Raw genomic sequence first — 15,786 nt, 5'->3', positions numbered from 1 at the left:
AGGTACCCGACTCAACGTGGTGTCTGTTAATCCTGTAAGGCTTTCGCGATACAGGCAGGCAGACAACAGGTACCCAAAATTGGCTCTGCGTCATTCCCAGGTTTATGTAGCCGAAGCAGACATAAGAGGTGGAATGAGCATCTACGCGTTAATTATTGCATAATCCATGCCAGTTGCGCTTTTTATTTTTTTATTAAATTAAAACAAGGAATTAGCAATAAATAATTTTATCACTCTTTGCGCGCTGCCTGGGAATTGTCGGGATAATGCGACACAGCACTCGCTTTACGTCGCAAATAAGCGACACGTAAAGTAAAGGCGCGTCAACTTCATTTAAAACAATGAGTTATGCGTCTCAATTCTGCGACAACCGCGTAATCCCTGTTTCCGCAGAACTACCGTAAGCAAATCAGGCTGGACAGACGAGCAATAGCGCCGCTTACGGCGGAAACGCAAACCAAATTTCTTTCTCACCACATCTGACCAGAAACCGCTCTCACAGATGCACGTCTCCCTTTCGGCAAGACGGTAAACCTGTTTGTGCAGACCGTCCAGGTGAGAGAAGACTATGCTTCCTGTGCAGGTTTTTGCATTCGCAACGTTGCCTCGCTTCGCCCGGCACAAACCGCCTTCGGTGGTCTTCACCCTCTTTTGTACGGACGAAAAAAAACCTGTCTTCTCAGACAGGTTTCTAAAAATGGTCGGCGAGAGAGGATTCGAACCTCCGACCCACTGGTCCCAAACCAGTTGCGCTACCAAGCTGCGCTACTCGCCGATTTTTTTAATTTGTTTTGCCTGGTGCGAAGAGAGGGACTTGAACCCTCACGTCCGTTAAGACACTAACACCTGAAGCTAGCGCGTCTACCAATTCCGCCACCTTCGCGTATCCCAGCAAAATCTGGGGTGGCTAATGGGACTCGAACCCACGACAACTGGAATCACAATCCAGGGCTCTACCAACTGAGCTATAGCCACCACTGTACTGAATGTTGTAAGTCAAACCTACAGCATTTAAATCTTTCTACCTAACGCGGTACTGATACCACCGAAGCTCATACGCACAAACTAAATGGCGCGCCCGACAGGATTCGAACCTGAGACCTCTGCCTCCGGAGGGCAGCGCTCTATCCAGCTGAGCTACGGGCGCGTAGCGCCGTTGCGGATGTGCATACTAGAGATAAGCGCCCATCCTGTCTAGTGCTTTTTAAAGAAAATAGCGCGTTTGATTACGCTTTGTGCATTTCGTCGACAAATAACGCATTTACGCCTGTGCGGACGCGAAATTCTGGCATTAATCAGCGATATCACAGATCGCCACGCCAGTGATAACGCAGGTATTTCACCAGCTTTAACTGCCTGCGCAAGCGACTGGGCTGCACGAGCAAGCGATAGAGCCACTCCAGCCCCAGTTTTTGCCAGAAGACAGGCGCACGCTTTACGTGTCCCGTAAAGACATCGTAGGTGCCGCCTACGCCCATATACAGCGCCTCTGGCCACTGCCTCTGGCAATCCGCCATGAAAAGCTCCTGGCGTGGTGAGCCCATCGCTACCGTCACCAGCTTTGCGCCGCTCGCTGCAATGCGGGCACACAGCGCCTCACGTTCAGACGGGACAAAGTAACCGTTCTGGGCACCGACGATGTTGACGTTCCACTGACGACGCAGCTTCGCGCACGTTTCATCCAATACCGCCTCACGGCCACCAATCAAAAACACCGGGGTCCCCTCGCGGCCAGCGCGTTGCATTAAGGCTTCCCACAGATCGGCACCCGCGATGCGCTGCACGGAGGCCTGAGGATATTTCTTTCGAATCGACCGTACAATACTGATGCCATCAGGATAATTGAATTCGGCCTGCTGGATTTGGGCGCTCAACGCCGCATCCCGTTCAGCACTCAAAACCTTTTCCGCATTAATGGCCACCAACGTACCTGTACGGATACCGGATGGGGGCATCAAAAAATCGACAAACGCTGTCATGCTGTCGAAACCGTACAGGGTGATACCGCGAATCTCGTAGCGTGGTGTACCGGTGTGCGTACTCATATCTTTATTGTTTTTCCCTTTCATACCAGAGGTGCATCAGCGTCAGGATGGGCTATGCAGCGGACGTTCTCTACGGCTGCGAATCAGACCGACATGATTCAGTAATCCGTAAAGCAGTTTCGCCACCGCCAGGCAGGCCGCAAAAATAAGGCAAAAAAACACCACGCGGGAGCCAAATGCATCCAGCCCTTCACGCGCCAGTACAATCATGTTGAATACCGCACCAAAACAAAAACTTTGCAGAATGGCCCCCGTATAGCGATTCGACTCACTGCGTCCGCGCTTATACAAGCTATCAAAGCCTTTAATGATTAAGCCTACAGCCACAGCACCTGGCACTATCGCCCCAATACCGCCCATCACCAGCAGTGAACCGATCAAGGTAGGAGAGATCGCCAGACCTGAATGGTTATTAAGCACCTCCCATGTGAAATAGTTGGCACTGTTCAGGACGGTCAGAGGACGATCGGGCCACAGCCATGACGGAATAAATACATAGAAATCACGCCACATGGGCGCTAAACCCTGAAAATCGATTTTATGGTAATTTTCGAGCAGCAACGCCAGATTTTCCCAGGGCGAAAAAGTGTCCCGGGTCAGATAAAGAAAGGTATAAAACGCTTCTGCGCCCATTACGTCCAGGTTATAGCGTCGCAGCGCCAGCCAGAACATACCGGCAATGGCCATCACGCCAGCGACGGCCAGCATCCATAAGGTTATCCAGCCACGCGTAATTCCGATAAACAGAAACAGCGCAAAAGCGATGATGATATTGGCACGCGTCCCGCCAACCAGCGCATAGGTCAGCAAGCCAAAACTGACGGTGACAATCAGAAAGAGCAGCCAGTTACGGCGTGTAGGATGTAAAAAATACGGGATCAACATCGCCGGAATAAAGAAATAGAAAAAGCGCTTCAGAGCGACACCGGAAACCTCACTGGAAAAGATCTGGTTATAGGCTGTGAGGCGAAATAATAAAAAGCCGTTATGGATGAAAAAAACCGTCACGGTCGCGATGGCGACCAGCGCCAGCAGGCCACAGGTCAAATGCGTCTCCACACGGTTCATCTGTAGCCAGGGCCGGGCAGGTGATGTCGCCATCGGCCTGAGACGGACCTTGTAACTGACAAAGTAAATGACATAAAACGCTGTGGCAGACAGCATCGCCTGCAGTAAAAAATCGGCCGGCACCACCTGAGTGTCAAAACGAAACACCAGAATGCTGGTAAGTGGAAACCCAAAATAAAAGGTCAGCAGAAACAGCAAGGTAAAAAACAGGTGAAAGTTAAATCGTTCCTGTTTCATCTCGCGTACATTCAGCGTGACGATGATCATGAGTGACAGCACATAGACTAACAGCAGACCACTAAACGCCAGTAGACTCATGAAGGCTCTCCTTCGCAAAGGCGCAACGCCGCCTGCCAACCCACGAGATAGCCCGGCGCCAGAAACGCAACGTGCTGCTTGTCGCATCCCATGAGCTGTCGGCGCGCTTCTGCAACGATAGCAGGCGTCAGCGCATCATCGCTGAACAGGACCGGAAGCTGTTGCGCGGTGACATCACGCCAGAAAGGATTTTTACGCGTCAGCACGAAGGGGATATTGGCTTGAATCAACAAACACAACGTGCCTACGCCCTGCTGCCGCTCGAACATAAAATAGCCTAAATGGCAGCGCGCCAACAATGCCAGATAATCATCGAAGGCCAAATTTTCACGCAGTAACGTTACCTGCCCCTGAGGAAAAAGTCTGTCAGCGGCATTCTGAATCCGGGCAATATACTCATCGTTATTGGGCGGATAGCCAAGCGGCACCGCAATACGCACATTCTGGCCAAACTGCGCCCGAATCGCTTCCAGCCCTTCTGTATGACGATTACTGGCATCGCCTGAATTCCCCAGCAGCACCGTCAGGATGTCATTCGGGCGGGGCGTTATCGCCGCGGTGGGTAAACGGGTTGGGAAGTAAAGTAAGGTGCGCGGTACCGAAGGATGGCGTTGCTGATAATGATACAGATCGCCTTCAGTCGCGAAGACACGCGCAATCCGCCCCTGCGCAATACGACGCAGAAAATAAAACAGGCGGAATTTGAGGCTGCGCGAGTCTTCATATAAATCGGCGCCCCAGACGTGCCAGTACACCTGAGACCGGTGCAGCCTGCCACTCAGTAACGCCAGCCACAGCCAGGGATTAAACTGTCCATGGCAAAAGAAACGCTGCTCGCGCTGTTTAGCCCGGCGTAAAAGTGCTTCAGAGAGCGCTTTCTTACTGCTAAACGTTTCAATGCGCAATGCATCAAAGCCACTAAGGCTTTCCGGCTGCCTGGTGACCACCATAAAGTGACGCGCCACAGGCGCAGGCAGTTCGGTGCTCAGCACGTCATTAAAAAAACGCAACACCGTGAGATTGTGATGGGGAATATCCGATCCCAAAACGTGAATCAAAGTCATTTTCTTCGGCAGTAGAGAATAAAGGCGCCACAGCAGAGCGCGAAATAGGTAATGTACGTGAACATATAGGCTTGCGCTGCGCCACTGGCACCGTGTAACGGAATCAGCCAACGGGAAAACAGGGTCAGTAACGCAAACTGACTGATTTCCGTCAGCACATAAAAACGTAACGATGCTTTCGCGATGACCAGATAGCCAAAAACATAAGCCCCCACTTTAAAAACATCCCCACACAACTGCCAGACGAACAGATCCCGCATATCATGGAATGCGGCAGAAAACAGCAGGCGGATAGCGATATCCCGCATTATCCACACGATCAGGCTGGCCGCCGCAACAGCCGGCAACACAAAGCGCAATGCCCGTCCGATCTCTCGTGCAATCTCTGTTTTGTTTTCTAACCTGGCCAGCGTGGGCAGCAGCCAGACGCTAAAAGTTGCGGTAATAAACTGCAGGTAAGCATCGGAAATACTGGTCACGCCCTGCCATAAACCGACCTGAGCCCAGCCGTTGTGAGCGGCAAGTTGGTTTCGCATCATGACCCAGGCAACCGGAAGCGTGACGGCGGTGATCAGTGCCATCAGCGTATACTTTGCCAGCTGACGCGCCATCTCAGGCTGCCACTGCGGACGTAGCCAGCTTAAGGGCAGCGGCACACGATACCTGAATATCACCAGGGCAGGAATAACCAGTAATGCCGGCACCATCGCTAAACCGGTTAATGCTCCCGCGTACCCTCCCAGCCACCAGCACAGCATATAACCGGCTACGCCAGTCACGCTGCCTGTCATCAGCGCCAACGCATTACCCTGTGCATCCCGGTAGCCTTTAATTAAAGCCAGAATGAGATTGGCCCAGGCAATGCCGAACTGCAAAAAAGCAACGATACGGATAACGTTTTGATAGCGATCGTGCCCAAACAAGGCGGTACTGACAGGGGCTGCAGCCAGCAAAAAAACCAGCGCCAGCAGTGTTGAAAAACCTGTCACCATCGCCGAGGCCGTTCCAACCAGCGCGCGCAACGGCTGCGGTTGCTGGCGATATTGCGCGACAAAGGTTGTGACGCCGTTGAAAATCCCGGCCCCCGCCAGAACGCCCAGCACCGTGATCAACTGTCGAAAATTCCCCGCCAGACCAACGCCTTCCGGGCCGTAACTGATCGCCAGCAGCTTGACCACCAGCAGGCCCACGGCAATTTTGACCAGAGTTGAAGAGGCCGTCCATACAGAGGCTTTGGCTAATGACATCAGGAAAAGAAGCTCAGCAGTGAGCTGATAACCGTGCTCTGGTTATTATCTGACAGGTTAAAAAACAGCGGCAGCCGCAATAAGCGCTCACTTTCGGCCGTGGTGAAGCGGTCATCGCCCGCAAAACGGGAAAACTGCAGGCCAGCAGGTGAAGTGTGCAGCGGAATATAATGGAAAACGGCCAGGATTTCGGCCTCTTTAAGCCAGTTAATCAACGCCTGACGATGTTCCTGATCGCGCAGTTTAATATAGAACATGTGCGCGTTGTGCTGACAGTCGGCCGGAACCGTGGGCAAGGTAATGTGGCCGTTTTCTGCCAGCGGTTTTAGCGCATTATAGTAGCGCTGCCATAACCGCAACCGCTGCTGGTTAATACGCTCGGAGGCTTCCAGTTGCGCCCAAAGATAAGCCGCCTGTAGATCCGCCATCAGATAACTGGATCCCATATCGCGCCAGGTATATTTATCTACCTGACCACGAAAAAACTGGCTGCGGTTGGTGCCTTTTTCACGGATGATTTCCGCACGCTCAACCAGGCTGGCATCATTGATCAACGTTGCACCGCCTTCTCCGCCCGCCGTGTAGTTTTTGGTTTCGTGAAAACTAAAGCAGCCGATATGACCGATAGTGCCTAAGGCCCGCCCTTTATAACGTGACATCACGCCCTGCGCAGCATCTTCAATGACAAACAGCTTGTACTGGGCCGCCAGCGCCATGATCGTGTCCATCTCACAGGCAACGCCGGCATAATGTACCGGTACGATAGCACGCGTTTTATCCGTGATGGCGGCTTCGATGAGCGTTTCATCCATATTCATCGTGTCAGGGCGCACATCCACAAACACGATTTTTGCGCCCCGGAGTACAAAGGCATTCGCAGTGGACACAAAGGTGTAACTCGGCATGATGACCTCATCGCCGGGTTGAATATCGATCAGCAATGCCGCCATTTCCAGTGATGCGGTACAGGAAGGCGTCAGTAACACTTTTGCACTGCCGAAACGCTGTTCCATCCACTGCTGGCAACGGCGCGTAAAACCACCATCGCCACAGAGCTTGCCGCTGCTCATGGCCGACTGCATATAGTCGATTTCGCTGCCCACAACCGGGGGCGCATTAAAGGGAATCATGACCTCTCCTGTAAAACCAGTACGCCGTGCTTTCCAGTCGTGCACCACTGCGTAAATAAAGACGCATCGCCGTGAGATTGCTGATTTGTGTTGCGACGCGCAGCCGATCGAGCTGGCGTACACGTCCCCAGTCAGCTGCCGCCAGCATCAGGCGCTGACCAATGCTTTGCCCCTGCGCCGCAGGCACAACAGCCAGTAAGCCAATGCGGGCATCGCCATCTACCTCACGCAAAGACACGAATCCCTGCAGCGCACCGCTGTCATCGCAGGCCACCAGACACTGATGATCAAAGGTGCCAAGTACCGCATTTTCAATCCACTGCGCGTAAAAACGTCCGCTCTCTTCTGGCGCAAACCACGGCGAACGAAACCGACTCTGGCGGAAGGCCTGAGAAGCCGCCTCACGCAGTGCGGGGATCTGGCCTTGACGGGCAATACGAACTCCCGTTTGCCGCTCGGTTCGTTTAATCGTGAGGGACAACTCCGCCTCGCCCTCCACCAACTGGAACTGATGTTGATTCAGGGCGTCAATAGTGGCGGTCTGATCAGCGGGCACTTTAATTTGAAACAACGCACAAGGATGCTGAAGCGCGCTTTCCAGCGGCAATGTTCCACCCGTTTCCAGTCTGACAGACTGGATGCCGAAAAACTGGCTCTCCCAGTCGAGGGGATTGACCTTAACGTGAACGGACATGTGTTCCTCAGAGCTTTGTTAATCAGCGTCTGTTTTCAGCGCCAGACACCTTTCGTATCAACGACCCATTGCTGGGTCACATGCGCCGCATCAATGGCGCGGAACGCCTGATGATCGACCAGCATCACCAGAATATCGGCCTGTTGCAGCGCCTGCTCTGTTGACACCAGCGTGGCCTGCGCTTCCAGACGTTCGGGAATCTGCTCAATATGCGGTTCAGTCACCCAGGTACGGCCCTGATGCCAGTCTGCAATCAAATGGGCGACTTCCATCGCCGGGCTTTCACGCAGGTCATCAATATTTGGCTTAAACGCCAGGCCAAAACAGGCAATCGTCAGATCGCTGGCGCGCTTATCGGTTTGCGTCAGACAGTCTGCCAGTGCTTTTTTTACCTGCTCCAGTACCCAGTGTGGCTTGGCATCATTCACTTCGCGGGCGGTACGGATCAGTCGCGCTAAGTCAGGGTTCTGCGCCACGATAAACCAGGGGTCGACGGCAATGCAGTGTCCGCCTACGCCGGGACCGGGTTGCAGAATATTCACACGAGGATGACGGTTTGCCAGCGCAATAAGCTCCCAGACATTAATCTGCTGCTCAGCACAGATCAGGGACAGCTCATTGGCAAACGCAATGTTTACGTCCCGGAAGCTGTTTTCGGTCAGCTTGCACATTTCGGCGGTACGGGCATGAGTTTCCACGCACTCGCCCTGGAGAAAAATACGATATAACGCGCTGGCACGGGCAGAACAGGCTGGCGTCATGCCGCCAATAACACGATCGTTTTTAATCAGCTCGACCATGATCTGGCCGGGCAAAACACGCTCAGGGCAGTAAGCAATAAAAACGTCCGGTTCATCGCCCTGCTGGGGGAAACGTAAATCAGGCCGCGCGGCAGCCAGCCACTCCGCCATCTGCTCGGTACTGCCTACCGGAGACGTCGACTCCAGAATCACCAGATCGCCTTTTTTCAAAACCGGTGCGATGGATATTGCGGCCGCCTGCACAAAACGTAAGTCGGGCTGGCGATCGGCCTGGAAGGGCGTAGGGACGGCAATCAAAAAGGCATCCGCCGCTTCCGGTTGCGTGGTGGCACGTAAATCGCCACGCGCAACGGCTGCCTGCACCACCTGTTCCAGATCGGGTTCGACGATATGAATGGCACCGCGGTTGATGGTGTCAACAGCCCGGGCATTGATATCAACGCCCACCACTTTTTTTCCCTTTGAGGCAAAAACGGCTGCGGTAGGCAGCCCAATGTAACCCAGTCCAATGACGGAAATGGTTTCAAAACTCATAAGTTGGCTCTGTTATCTTTTAAGGCTTGTAAGATTCGCCCGCAGGCATTGCCATCCCCATAGGGATTATGGGCGCGGCTCATGGTCTGCCAGGCCTCGTCGTCATTCAGTAATGCGCTGACTTCGGCAACAATCTTCGCCGTATCCGTTCCCACCAGCTTTACTGTTCCCGCGTCAACCGCCTCTGGCCGTTCCGTGGTTTCACGCATCACCAAAACGGGTTTACCCAGTGAAGGCGCTTCTTCCTGAATTCCGCCAGAATCGGTGAGAATGAGCCAGGCACGATTCATGAGCCAGACAAACGGCAGATACTCCTGCGGCTCAATCAGTACTATGTTCTTGATGTCGCGCAGAATGCGGTTAACGGGCTCATGGACATTCGGGTTGAGATGCACAGGATAAACGATCTGCGCCTCAGGGTGCTGACGCGCAATTTCGGCTAAAGCGCTACAAATACGCTCAAACCCCCCGCCAAAACTTTCCCGCCGATGGCCCGTTACCAGTACCAGCTTTTTGTTTTCATCCAGAAACGGATAACGTGCAGCCAGTTGCGCATTAATGGCGTTATCATCCAGTACCCGATCGCGCACCCACAGCAGGGCATCAATCACCGTATTGCCGGTAATCACAATGCTGTCATCGGGCAGATTTTCATCCAGTAGGTTCTGTCGGGAACGGGAGGTTGGCGTGAAATGCAGCCGTGCCAGATGGCCTGTCAGTTTACGATTGCCCTCTTCAGGCCACGGCGATGCCAGGTCGCCTGTCCTTAAACCCGCTTCAACATGGCCGACAGGTATTTGTTGATAGAACGCAGCCAGACTGGCCGCCAGCGTGGTTGTGGTGTCACCGTGAACCAGAACAATGTCGGGTTTGAAATCGAGAAGGACGGTGTGCATGCCTTGCAGGATACGGCAGGTTATTTCCGTTAATCCTTGTTCAGGCCGCATAATATTGAGGTCGTAGTCAGGTTGAAGCTGAAATAAGCTCAGCACCTGATCGAGCATTTCACGGTGCTGTGCGGTTACACACAGCCGTGATTCAAAAGCCGGATCCTGTGCCAGGGCCTGAACGAGTGGTGCCATCTTAATGGCTTCAGGTCGGGTGCCAAAAACTGTCAGAACTTTCACACTGTTTCTCTCAATCTTGTGTATCTGACATTGGTCGCCGACGACGTGCCAGTGCCACACCGGCGCCAACCAGTGCCCCTACCGCGCCCCACATCACCATCATAAATACCCGGCGTGGGCTGTCACGTGACACCGGCTCTTCCGGTGTACGTAAATAACGGTAGGTCTGAAATTTATTGGTTAACGCAGGTCCTGCATCCAGTGTCGTCAGCATCGCTTTATTTTGATCGTAGCTTATATCAAAGCTCGGTCCCGTCGCACGCAGGGTGTCAAGTTGCCCCTGCAATAGCGGCTGACCGATTAAAAACAGGTCGCTGTCAGCAAGACTCTCACTGACTTCATTCGTCTGTTTTTCAGTAATTCCTTTTTGGCTGGCCACCTTCAGCGCCTGTTCCAGACGATGAATGCGACGCTGGAAGACGGCATTCGCCACAGCTTCCTGACGCCTGACCTGTGCCTGAAGTTGCGCATCTCGTGCCTGCCACGCACCTTTTAGCTCCGCGTTGAGATGACGTGCTGCGCGCTCACTGGCATAGGCAATGTACTGACGCAACAGGTTGTTGGCATCGCTCGCCGTTTCCGCTTTCAGTTTGACGCTGTCGAACGTGTTACGCGCGGTATCCGCTGGCGTAAACTGGATGTTATCAATTAGCTCATCTAACAGGACCGCATCATTGTGCGCATTGCCGCTTTTCCGGCTTTTGTAATAGTCGGTTTGCAGCCAGAACTCGCGACGAGTATCCCAGGAGGAAAGCTGCACCAGAAACTCCTGATAAACCTCATCCATCGCGTTGGGAGACGCGCTGGTTAACGTCACGGCGTCATTGCGTACATCCAGGTTATTGAGAAACTGCTGCTGTGAATAGTACGAGCCCAGCATATTCACCGTTGGACGCCCTGTAATCGCCGTTGTGCTCCATACCTGTTTCATCAGCAGCGTCGCCAGCCAGGCTGCCACTGCAAACAGCACTGCGCAACCGACTATCCAGTGCTTTCCGCGCCACAAGCGGCAGCACAGGCCGCGAATATCCAGTTCGTTCTCCACAACGTTTGCAGGCATCACAGCGTCATCCTTTTTAAGACTCATCAGGGTTCATTTTTCCTGGCATTTCTAAAATTATTCAGGCGGCGTTTAAAGCGTCTGATTTTTCTTGCCACGCGCCATGCGTGCTTCAAACAATAGCCGTAACCCATGAAGGCAATCAGAAACAGAATTAACATCACCCATTCAGGTATAAAGGCAAGGTATTCTCCCAGTACGCCAATACCTGCAAGAAGTGCCGCAGCGGAAGTAATCAGGACGAAAGCCTGACGGGAAGTAAAACCGGCCCGCATAATTAAATGGTGAATATGCTGACGATCGGCAGAAAAGGGGCTCATTCCCTTGCTTAAACGACGATACATGATGGCTACCATATCCATTAAAGGAATGGCGATTAGCCACAATGCCGTAACAGGTGTAATAGGATGACTCAGGCCCTGAGTCGTTTCGAGCAAAATCCATATGATGGTGAAACCAATCATAGTGCTGCCCGCATCCCCCATAAAGACTTTGTAGCGCCGGCCCAGAAAACCGAGATTAAGAAAAACATAGGGTAATGTGGCGGCGATCATCGCGAAGCACCACATTGCGAGGCTGTGTTGGCCATCAAGGTAGAGAATAATTCCCATTGCCGCAAAGGTCACAATGGAAAGCCCCCCTAAAAGGCCATCGATGCCATCGACCATATTGAAAGCATTAATGGCTGCCCAGACAGCAAAAAGAGTGAGGACGTAACCAAACGGCCCGACAATCAATTCAACCGGGCCTATGATAAATCCGAGGCTCAGCAAATAGAGCTTGCCAAAAAACATCATCACTACAGCCACAATACCTTGTACTGTCGCGCGAATTTTTACGCTGATGTCGAACCTGTCATCCAGCGCCCCGACAAATACCAGTACGCCCGCGCAGGCCAGGTAAAGCATGGCGTGCGGCAGGTAATAATTAGTAATGTAAAAGGCGAAACAGATACCTGCATAAACGGATATGCCCCCCACCAGCGGTACTACCCCCTGGTGGCGCTTACGCATATTGGGCTTGTCAACCAGTCCAATTTTCTCGGCTGCTTTACGAGCAAGGAAAAGAAACGCCAGGGAAAAGACAAAAACTAAACCAAGCTCAGTACTCATAGTGAGTAAATTCACGTTAAACGCTCTCAGCTATCATCCTGGATACACACAATACGCGAAAGAAGGCGCATATTACCGTCCCAGATTCCGAATTCGGCATTAAGCGGTGTACGGACGGTCAACCGTCCACCACTTTCACCGTCATTATTATTACGTCTGCCAGACCACAATCCTATAGCCCGTAAATGAAAAACGCCACGTCAGAACGTGGCGTCAGAGCTATTTTACGATCTTTTAAAGTAAAAAACGCCATCCTGCTCAGATGGCGCTTAAAAGGATCAAGAGCGCTTCATCATGTCGAAGAATTCATCGTTGGTTTTGGTCATGGCCAACTTGTTGATCAGGAACTCCATCGCGTCGATTTCGCCCATTGGGTGAATAATTTTACGCAGGATCCACATTTTCTGCAGTTCTTCCTGAGAGGTTAACAGCTCTTCTTTACGTGTACCGGAACGGTTGTAATCAATGGCCGGGAAGACGCGTTTTTCCGCAATCTTACGTGAGAGATGAAGCTCCATGTTACCGGTGCCTTTAAACTCTTCGTAAATCACTTCGTCCATTTTCGAACCGGTATCCACCAGCGCAGTCGCGATAATGGTCAGGCTGCCGCCCTCTTCCACGTTACGCGCCGCACCAAAGAAACGCTTAGGACGATGCAGGGCGTTAGCATCCACACCACCTGTCAGCACTTTACCGGAGGCCGGCACCACGGTGTTATAGGCACGGGCCAGACGCGTAATGGAGTCGAGAAGAATGATGACGTCTTTTTTATGCTCAACCAGGCGCTTAGCCTTTTCGATCACCATCTCTGCAACCTGAACGTGACGCGAAGCCGGCTCATCGAAGGTTGAGGCAATCACTTCGCCTTTGACCAGGCGTTGCATCTCTGTCACTTCTTCCGGACGCTCATCGATCAGCAACACCATCAGCACGCAGTCAGGATGGTTATAGGCAATGCTCTGTGCAATGTTCTGCAGCAGCATGGTTTTACCGGCTTTTGGCGGAGCAACAATCAGGCCACGCTGACCGCGGCCAATGGGCGACGCCAGGTCCAGTACGCGCGCCGTTAAGTCTTCGGTTGATCCATTACCGCGCTCCATACGCAGACGGCTGTTAGCGTGCAGCGGCGTAAGGTTTTCAAACAGAATTTTGTTGCGCGAGTTTTCAGGCTTGTCGTAGTTGACTTCATTAACTTTCAGCAGCGCAAAATAGCGTTCACCTTCTTTTGGTGGGCGGATTTTGCCGGCGATGGTGTCACCAGTGCGGAGGTTAAAGCGGCGAATTTGGCTGGGAGAAACGTAGATATCATCAGGACCGGCGAGGTAGGAGCTGTCTCCAGAGCGGAGGAATCCAAATCCATCCTGCAATATCTCCAGCACACCATCACCGAAGATGTCCTCGCCGCTTTTCGCGTGCTGCTTCAGGATTGAGAAAATAATGTCCTGCTTGCGCATACGAGCCTGGTTTTCCAGCCCCATATTCTCGCCGAGGGTAATCAGCTCAGAAACCGGCGTATTTTTTAATTCGGTAAGATTCATAGTGATGGGTTCTTAAACTCGGGGTAATACTCGAAATGTTTGTCGTGAATGGTATGGCAGTTAATCCATGCCTGTTCTGTTAATGACTTTTCAACTCTTCTCAACGATCGTTGTCTTGAATGATGACTGGAAGCGAGGAGTCGGTCGATTTAAGTCAGAGTAGAGCTAGTCGTTAGATTGCTAAACCGCTGGTAGGTACAGTGCGACAGGGTTTAACAAGGGAAAACTTTGAATGCTAACTACAAGGTATGATCATAGTGCAGTGAAAATAAGTTAGCACGCTTAAAAGCGAACGTCCAGCAGGAGGAAAAAATTTAACCACTGCCGAACGTTCAGCCCGCTTACGCCAGGTTGGCGTTCAGGAACTCTTTTAATTGACCTTTGGACAATGCGCCCACTTTCGTTGCAGCGACTTCACCGTTTTTAAACAGCAGCAGCGTCGGGATGCCACGAATGCCGTATTTCGGTGCGGTACCTGGGTTATCGTCAATATTCAGCTTAGCGATGGTCAGCTTGCCATCATACTCTTCTGCAACTTCATCAAGGATTGGGGCGATCATTTTACAAGGACCACACCATTCAGCCCAGAAATCTACCAGTATAACGCCGTCGGCTTTCAGCACGTCGGTGTCGAAACTGTCATCGGTCAGATGAACGATTTTATCGCTGCTCATGTTTTACTCCACAAGATTATGCCTGGCGAATTGGCGTAATATAAACCAATGTTGGTTGACTTTATTTCATCGGATACGCTTTCGTAAAGCGATAGTAAGCTGATATTCTACCACACTATGAGCAAAACACACTTAACTGAACAGAAGTTTTCCGACTTCGCCCTGCACCCACAGGTAGTGGAAGCCCTTGATAAAAAAGGGTTTCATAACTGCACGCCTATTCAGGCGTTAGCACTGCCATTTACGCTTTCAGGGCGTGATGTCGCAGGTCAGGCGCAAACCGGTACCGGCAAAACGATGGCGTTTTTAACGTCAACGTTTCATCATCTTCTTTCTCACCCTGCACCAGAGGGACGCCAGGTTAACCAACCACGCGCGTTAATTCTGGCACCTACGCGTGAACTTGCCGTGCAAATTCATGCGGATGCAGAACCGCTGGCGGCATCGACCGGCCTGAAACTAGGCCTGGCTTACGGTGGCGACGGCTATGACAAGCAGTTAAAAGTTCTGGAAAACGGTGTCGATATTCTGGTCGGCACCACGGGTCGCTTAATTGATTATGCGAAGCAGAATCACGTCAACCTCAGCGCCATACAGGTCATGGTGCTGGACGAAGCCGATCGCATGTTCGATCTCGGCTTTATTAAAGATATTCGCTGGTTGTTCCGCCGCATGCCACCCGCAACTCAACGCCTGAGCATGCTGTTTTCGGCCACGCTCTCTTATCGCGTGCGTGAACTGGCCTTTGAGCACATGAACAGCGCCGAATACGTTGAAGTCGAGCCGGAACAAAAAACGGGCCACCGCATTAAAGAAGAGCTTTTCTATCCTTCCAACGAAGAGAAAATGCGTTTGCTGCAAACGCTGGTGGAAGAAGAATGGCCCGATCGCGCGATTATTTTCGCCAATACGAAACATCGCTGTGAAGATATCTGGGGCCATCTGGCTGCGGACGGTCACCGTGTAGGCTTGCTGACCGGCGATGTGGCTCAGAAGAAGCGTTTACGCATTCTGGATGACTTTACCAAAGGTGACATCGATATCCTGGTGGCGACCGATGTTGCGGCACGTGGCCTGCATATTCCCGCAGTGACACATGTCTTTAACTACGATCTGCCTGATGACCGCGAGGACTACGTTCATCGCATTGGCCGTACAGGACGCGCAGGGGCAAGCGGCCACTCAATCAGCCTGGCATGCGAAGAGTACGCGTTAAATCTGCCGGGTATTGAAGAGTACATTGGTCACAGTATTCCGGTGAGCAAGTACAACAGCGATGCGCTGTTAAGTGAACTCCCGCCGCCGAAACGTCTGACGCGTAATCGTACAGGCAACGGTCAGCGTCGTGGCGGAAATAACGCCAGTCGTCGCGGTGCTCCACGTCATAACAACCGTAAACGTTCGGGTTAAGTTC

Annotated in this window: 13 protein-coding genes and 4 tRNA genes; 1 reads left to right on the top strand and 16 read right to left on the bottom strand. The window is 52.3% G+C overall.

Annotated features, from left to right (window positions below; translation table 11 throughout):
- Positions 1–698: 698 nt before the first annotated feature.
- The 16 genes from RAC90_RS15100 to trxA form a co-directional block, all read right to left on the bottom strand.
- Positions 699–775, bottom strand: a tRNA-Pro gene (locus RAC90_RS15100).
- A 21-nt stretch (positions 776–796) separates the two neighbouring features.
- Positions 797–883 (bottom strand) — tRNA-Leu (locus RAC90_RS15095).
- Between the two features lie 16 nt (positions 884–899).
- Positions 900–975 (bottom strand) — tRNA-His (locus RAC90_RS15090).
- 95 nt (positions 976–1,070) lie between these two features.
- Positions 1,071–1,147 (bottom strand) — tRNA-Arg (locus RAC90_RS15085).
- A gap of 157 nt (positions 1,148–1,304) precedes the next feature.
- Entirely contained in the window at positions 1,305–2,045 is a 741-nt protein-coding gene (wecG, locus tag RAC90_RS15080) for a lipopolysaccharide N-acetylmannosaminouronosyltransferase (protein WP_006121441.1), read from the bottom strand.
- Between the two features lie 42 nt (positions 2,046–2,087).
- Positions 2,088–3,431: an ECA oligosaccharide polymerase gene (wzyE, locus tag RAC90_RS15075; protein ID WP_006121440.1), complete on the bottom strand. Its 1,344-nt coding sequence runs from the start codon at positions 3,429–3,431 to the stop codon at positions 2,088–2,090.
- Complete coding sequence (locus RAC90_RS15070) at positions 3,428–4,495, bottom strand: TDP-N-acetylfucosamine:lipid II N-acetylfucosaminyltransferase (protein ID WP_054688551.1); 1,068 nt, start codon at positions 4,493–4,495, stop codon at positions 3,428–3,430. Before RAC90_RS15070 ends, wzyE begins: the two co-directional genes overlap by 4 nt.
- Positions 4,492–5,742: a lipid III flippase WzxE gene (gene wzxE, locus RAC90_RS15065; protein WP_054688553.1), complete on the bottom strand. Its 1,251-nt coding sequence runs from the start codon at positions 5,740–5,742 to the stop codon at positions 4,492–4,494. Before wzxE ends, RAC90_RS15070 begins: the two co-directional genes overlap by 4 nt.
- Positions 5,742–6,872 (bottom strand): dTDP-4-amino-4,6-dideoxygalactose transaminase, encoded by a 1,131-nt coding sequence (gene rffA / locus RAC90_RS15060; RefSeq protein ID WP_006121437.1) that lies wholly within the window; start codon positions 6,870–6,872, stop codon positions 5,742–5,744. Before rffA ends, wzxE begins: the two co-directional genes overlap by 1 nt.
- Positions 6,859–7,566, bottom strand: coding sequence for a dTDP-4-amino-4,6-dideoxy-D-galactose acyltransferase (rffC, locus tag RAC90_RS15055; RefSeq protein ID WP_006121436.1), 708 nt, complete (start codon positions 7,564–7,566; stop codon positions 6,859–6,861). Before rffC ends, rffA begins: the two co-directional genes overlap by 14 nt.
- A gap of 35 nt (positions 7,567–7,601) precedes the next feature.
- Entirely contained in the window at positions 7,602–8,861 is a 1,260-nt protein-coding gene (wecC, locus tag RAC90_RS15050) for a UDP-N-acetyl-D-mannosamine dehydrogenase (RefSeq protein WP_054688555.1), read from the bottom strand.
- The gene (gene wecB / locus RAC90_RS15045; RefSeq protein WP_033737347.1) at positions 8,858–9,988 is read right to left on the bottom strand and encodes a non-hydrolyzing UDP-N-acetylglucosamine 2-epimerase; all 1,131 of its coding nucleotides are present in this window, start codon (positions 9,986–9,988) and stop codon (positions 8,858–8,860) included. The genes wecC and wecB overlap by 4 nt, the downstream gene beginning before the upstream one ends.
- 10 nt (positions 9,989–9,998) lie before the next feature.
- Positions 9,999–11,048: an ECA polysaccharide chain length modulation protein gene (gene wzzE, locus RAC90_RS15040; protein WP_054688616.1), complete on the bottom strand. Its 1,050-nt coding sequence runs from the start codon at positions 11,046–11,048 to the stop codon at positions 9,999–10,001.
- Positions 11,049–11,074: 26 nt separating this feature from the next.
- Positions 11,075–12,160, bottom strand: a complete 1,086-nt coding sequence (gene wecA / locus RAC90_RS15035; protein WP_033737346.1) for a UDP-N-acetylglucosamine--undecaprenyl-phosphate N-acetylglucosaminephosphotransferase — start codon at positions 12,158–12,160, stop codon at positions 11,075–11,077.
- Positions 12,161–12,438: 278 nt separating this feature from the next.
- Entirely contained in the window at positions 12,439–13,698 is a 1,260-nt protein-coding gene (rho, locus tag RAC90_RS15030) for a transcription termination factor Rho (protein WP_006121431.1), read from the bottom strand.
- Positions 13,699–14,039: 341 nt separating this feature from the next.
- On the bottom strand, positions 14,040–14,372 hold the full coding sequence (gene trxA, locus RAC90_RS15025) for a thioredoxin TrxA (protein ID WP_006121430.1): 333 nt from the start codon (positions 14,370–14,372) through the stop codon (positions 14,040–14,042).
- A gap of 117 nt (positions 14,373–14,489) precedes the next feature.
- Between trxA and rhlB the strand changes: the two genes are divergently transcribed.
- Positions 14,490–15,782: an ATP-dependent RNA helicase RhlB gene (gene rhlB / locus RAC90_RS15020; RefSeq protein ID WP_033737345.1), complete on the top strand. Its 1,293-nt coding sequence runs from the start codon at positions 14,490–14,492 to the stop codon at positions 15,780–15,782.
- Positions 15,783–15,786 lie beyond the last annotated feature (4 nt).

Origin of the sequence: Pantoea sp. CS_6, assembly GCF_041954745.1 — a bacterium.
GTDB lineage: Bacteria > Pseudomonadota > Gammaproteobacteria > Enterobacterales > Enterobacteriaceae > Pantoea > Pantoea stewartii.
Note: the sequence above shows the minus strand (reverse complement) of the source record. Positions and strands in the feature narration are given on the sequence as shown.

What these genes read in the sequence shown, in the direction of transcription:
- wecG (WP_006121441.1), bottom strand. Translation starts at nt 2,045, where the DNA reads ATGAGTACGCACACCGGTACACCACGCTACGAGATTCGCGGTATCACC.
- wzyE (WP_006121440.1), bottom strand. Translation starts at nt 3,431, where the DNA reads ATGAGTCTACTGGCGTTTAGTGGTCTGCTGTTAGTCTATGTGCTGTCA.
- RAC90_RS15070 (WP_054688551.1), bottom strand. Translation starts at nt 4,495, where the DNA reads ATGACTTTGATTCACGTTTTGGGATCGGATATTCCCCATCACAATCTC.
- wzxE (WP_054688553.1), bottom strand. Translation starts at nt 5,742, where the DNA reads ATGTCATTAGCCAAAGCCTCTGTATGGACGGCCTCTTCAACTCTGGTC.
- rffA (WP_006121437.1), bottom strand. Translation starts at nt 6,872, where the DNA reads ATGATTCCCTTTAATGCGCCCCCGGTTGTGGGCAGCGAAATCGACTAT.
- rffC (WP_006121436.1), bottom strand. Translation starts at nt 7,566, where the DNA reads ATGTCCGTTCACGTTAAGGTCAATCCCCTCGACTGGGAGAGCCAGTTT.
- wecC (WP_054688555.1), bottom strand. Translation starts at nt 8,861, where the DNA reads ATGAGTTTTGAAACCATTTCCGTCATTGGACTGGGTTACATTGGGCTG.
- wzzE (WP_054688616.1), bottom strand. Translation starts at nt 11,048, where the DNA reads ATGCCTGCAAACGTTGTGGAGAACGAACTGGATATTCGCGGCCTGTGC.
- wecA (WP_033737346.1), bottom strand. Translation starts at nt 12,160, where the DNA reads ATGAGTACTGAGCTTGGTTTAGTTTTTGTCTTTTCCCTGGCGTTTCTT.
- rho (WP_006121431.1), bottom strand. Translation starts at nt 13,698, where the DNA reads ATGAATCTTACCGAATTAAAAAATACGCCGGTTTCTGAGCTGATTACC.
- trxA (WP_006121430.1), bottom strand. Translation starts at nt 14,372, where the DNA reads ATGAGCAGCGATAAAATCGTTCATCTGACCGATGACAGTTTCGACACC.
- rhlB (WP_033737345.1), top strand. Translation starts at nt 14,490, where the DNA reads ATGAGCAAAACACACTTAACTGAACAGAAGTTTTCCGACTTCGCCCTG.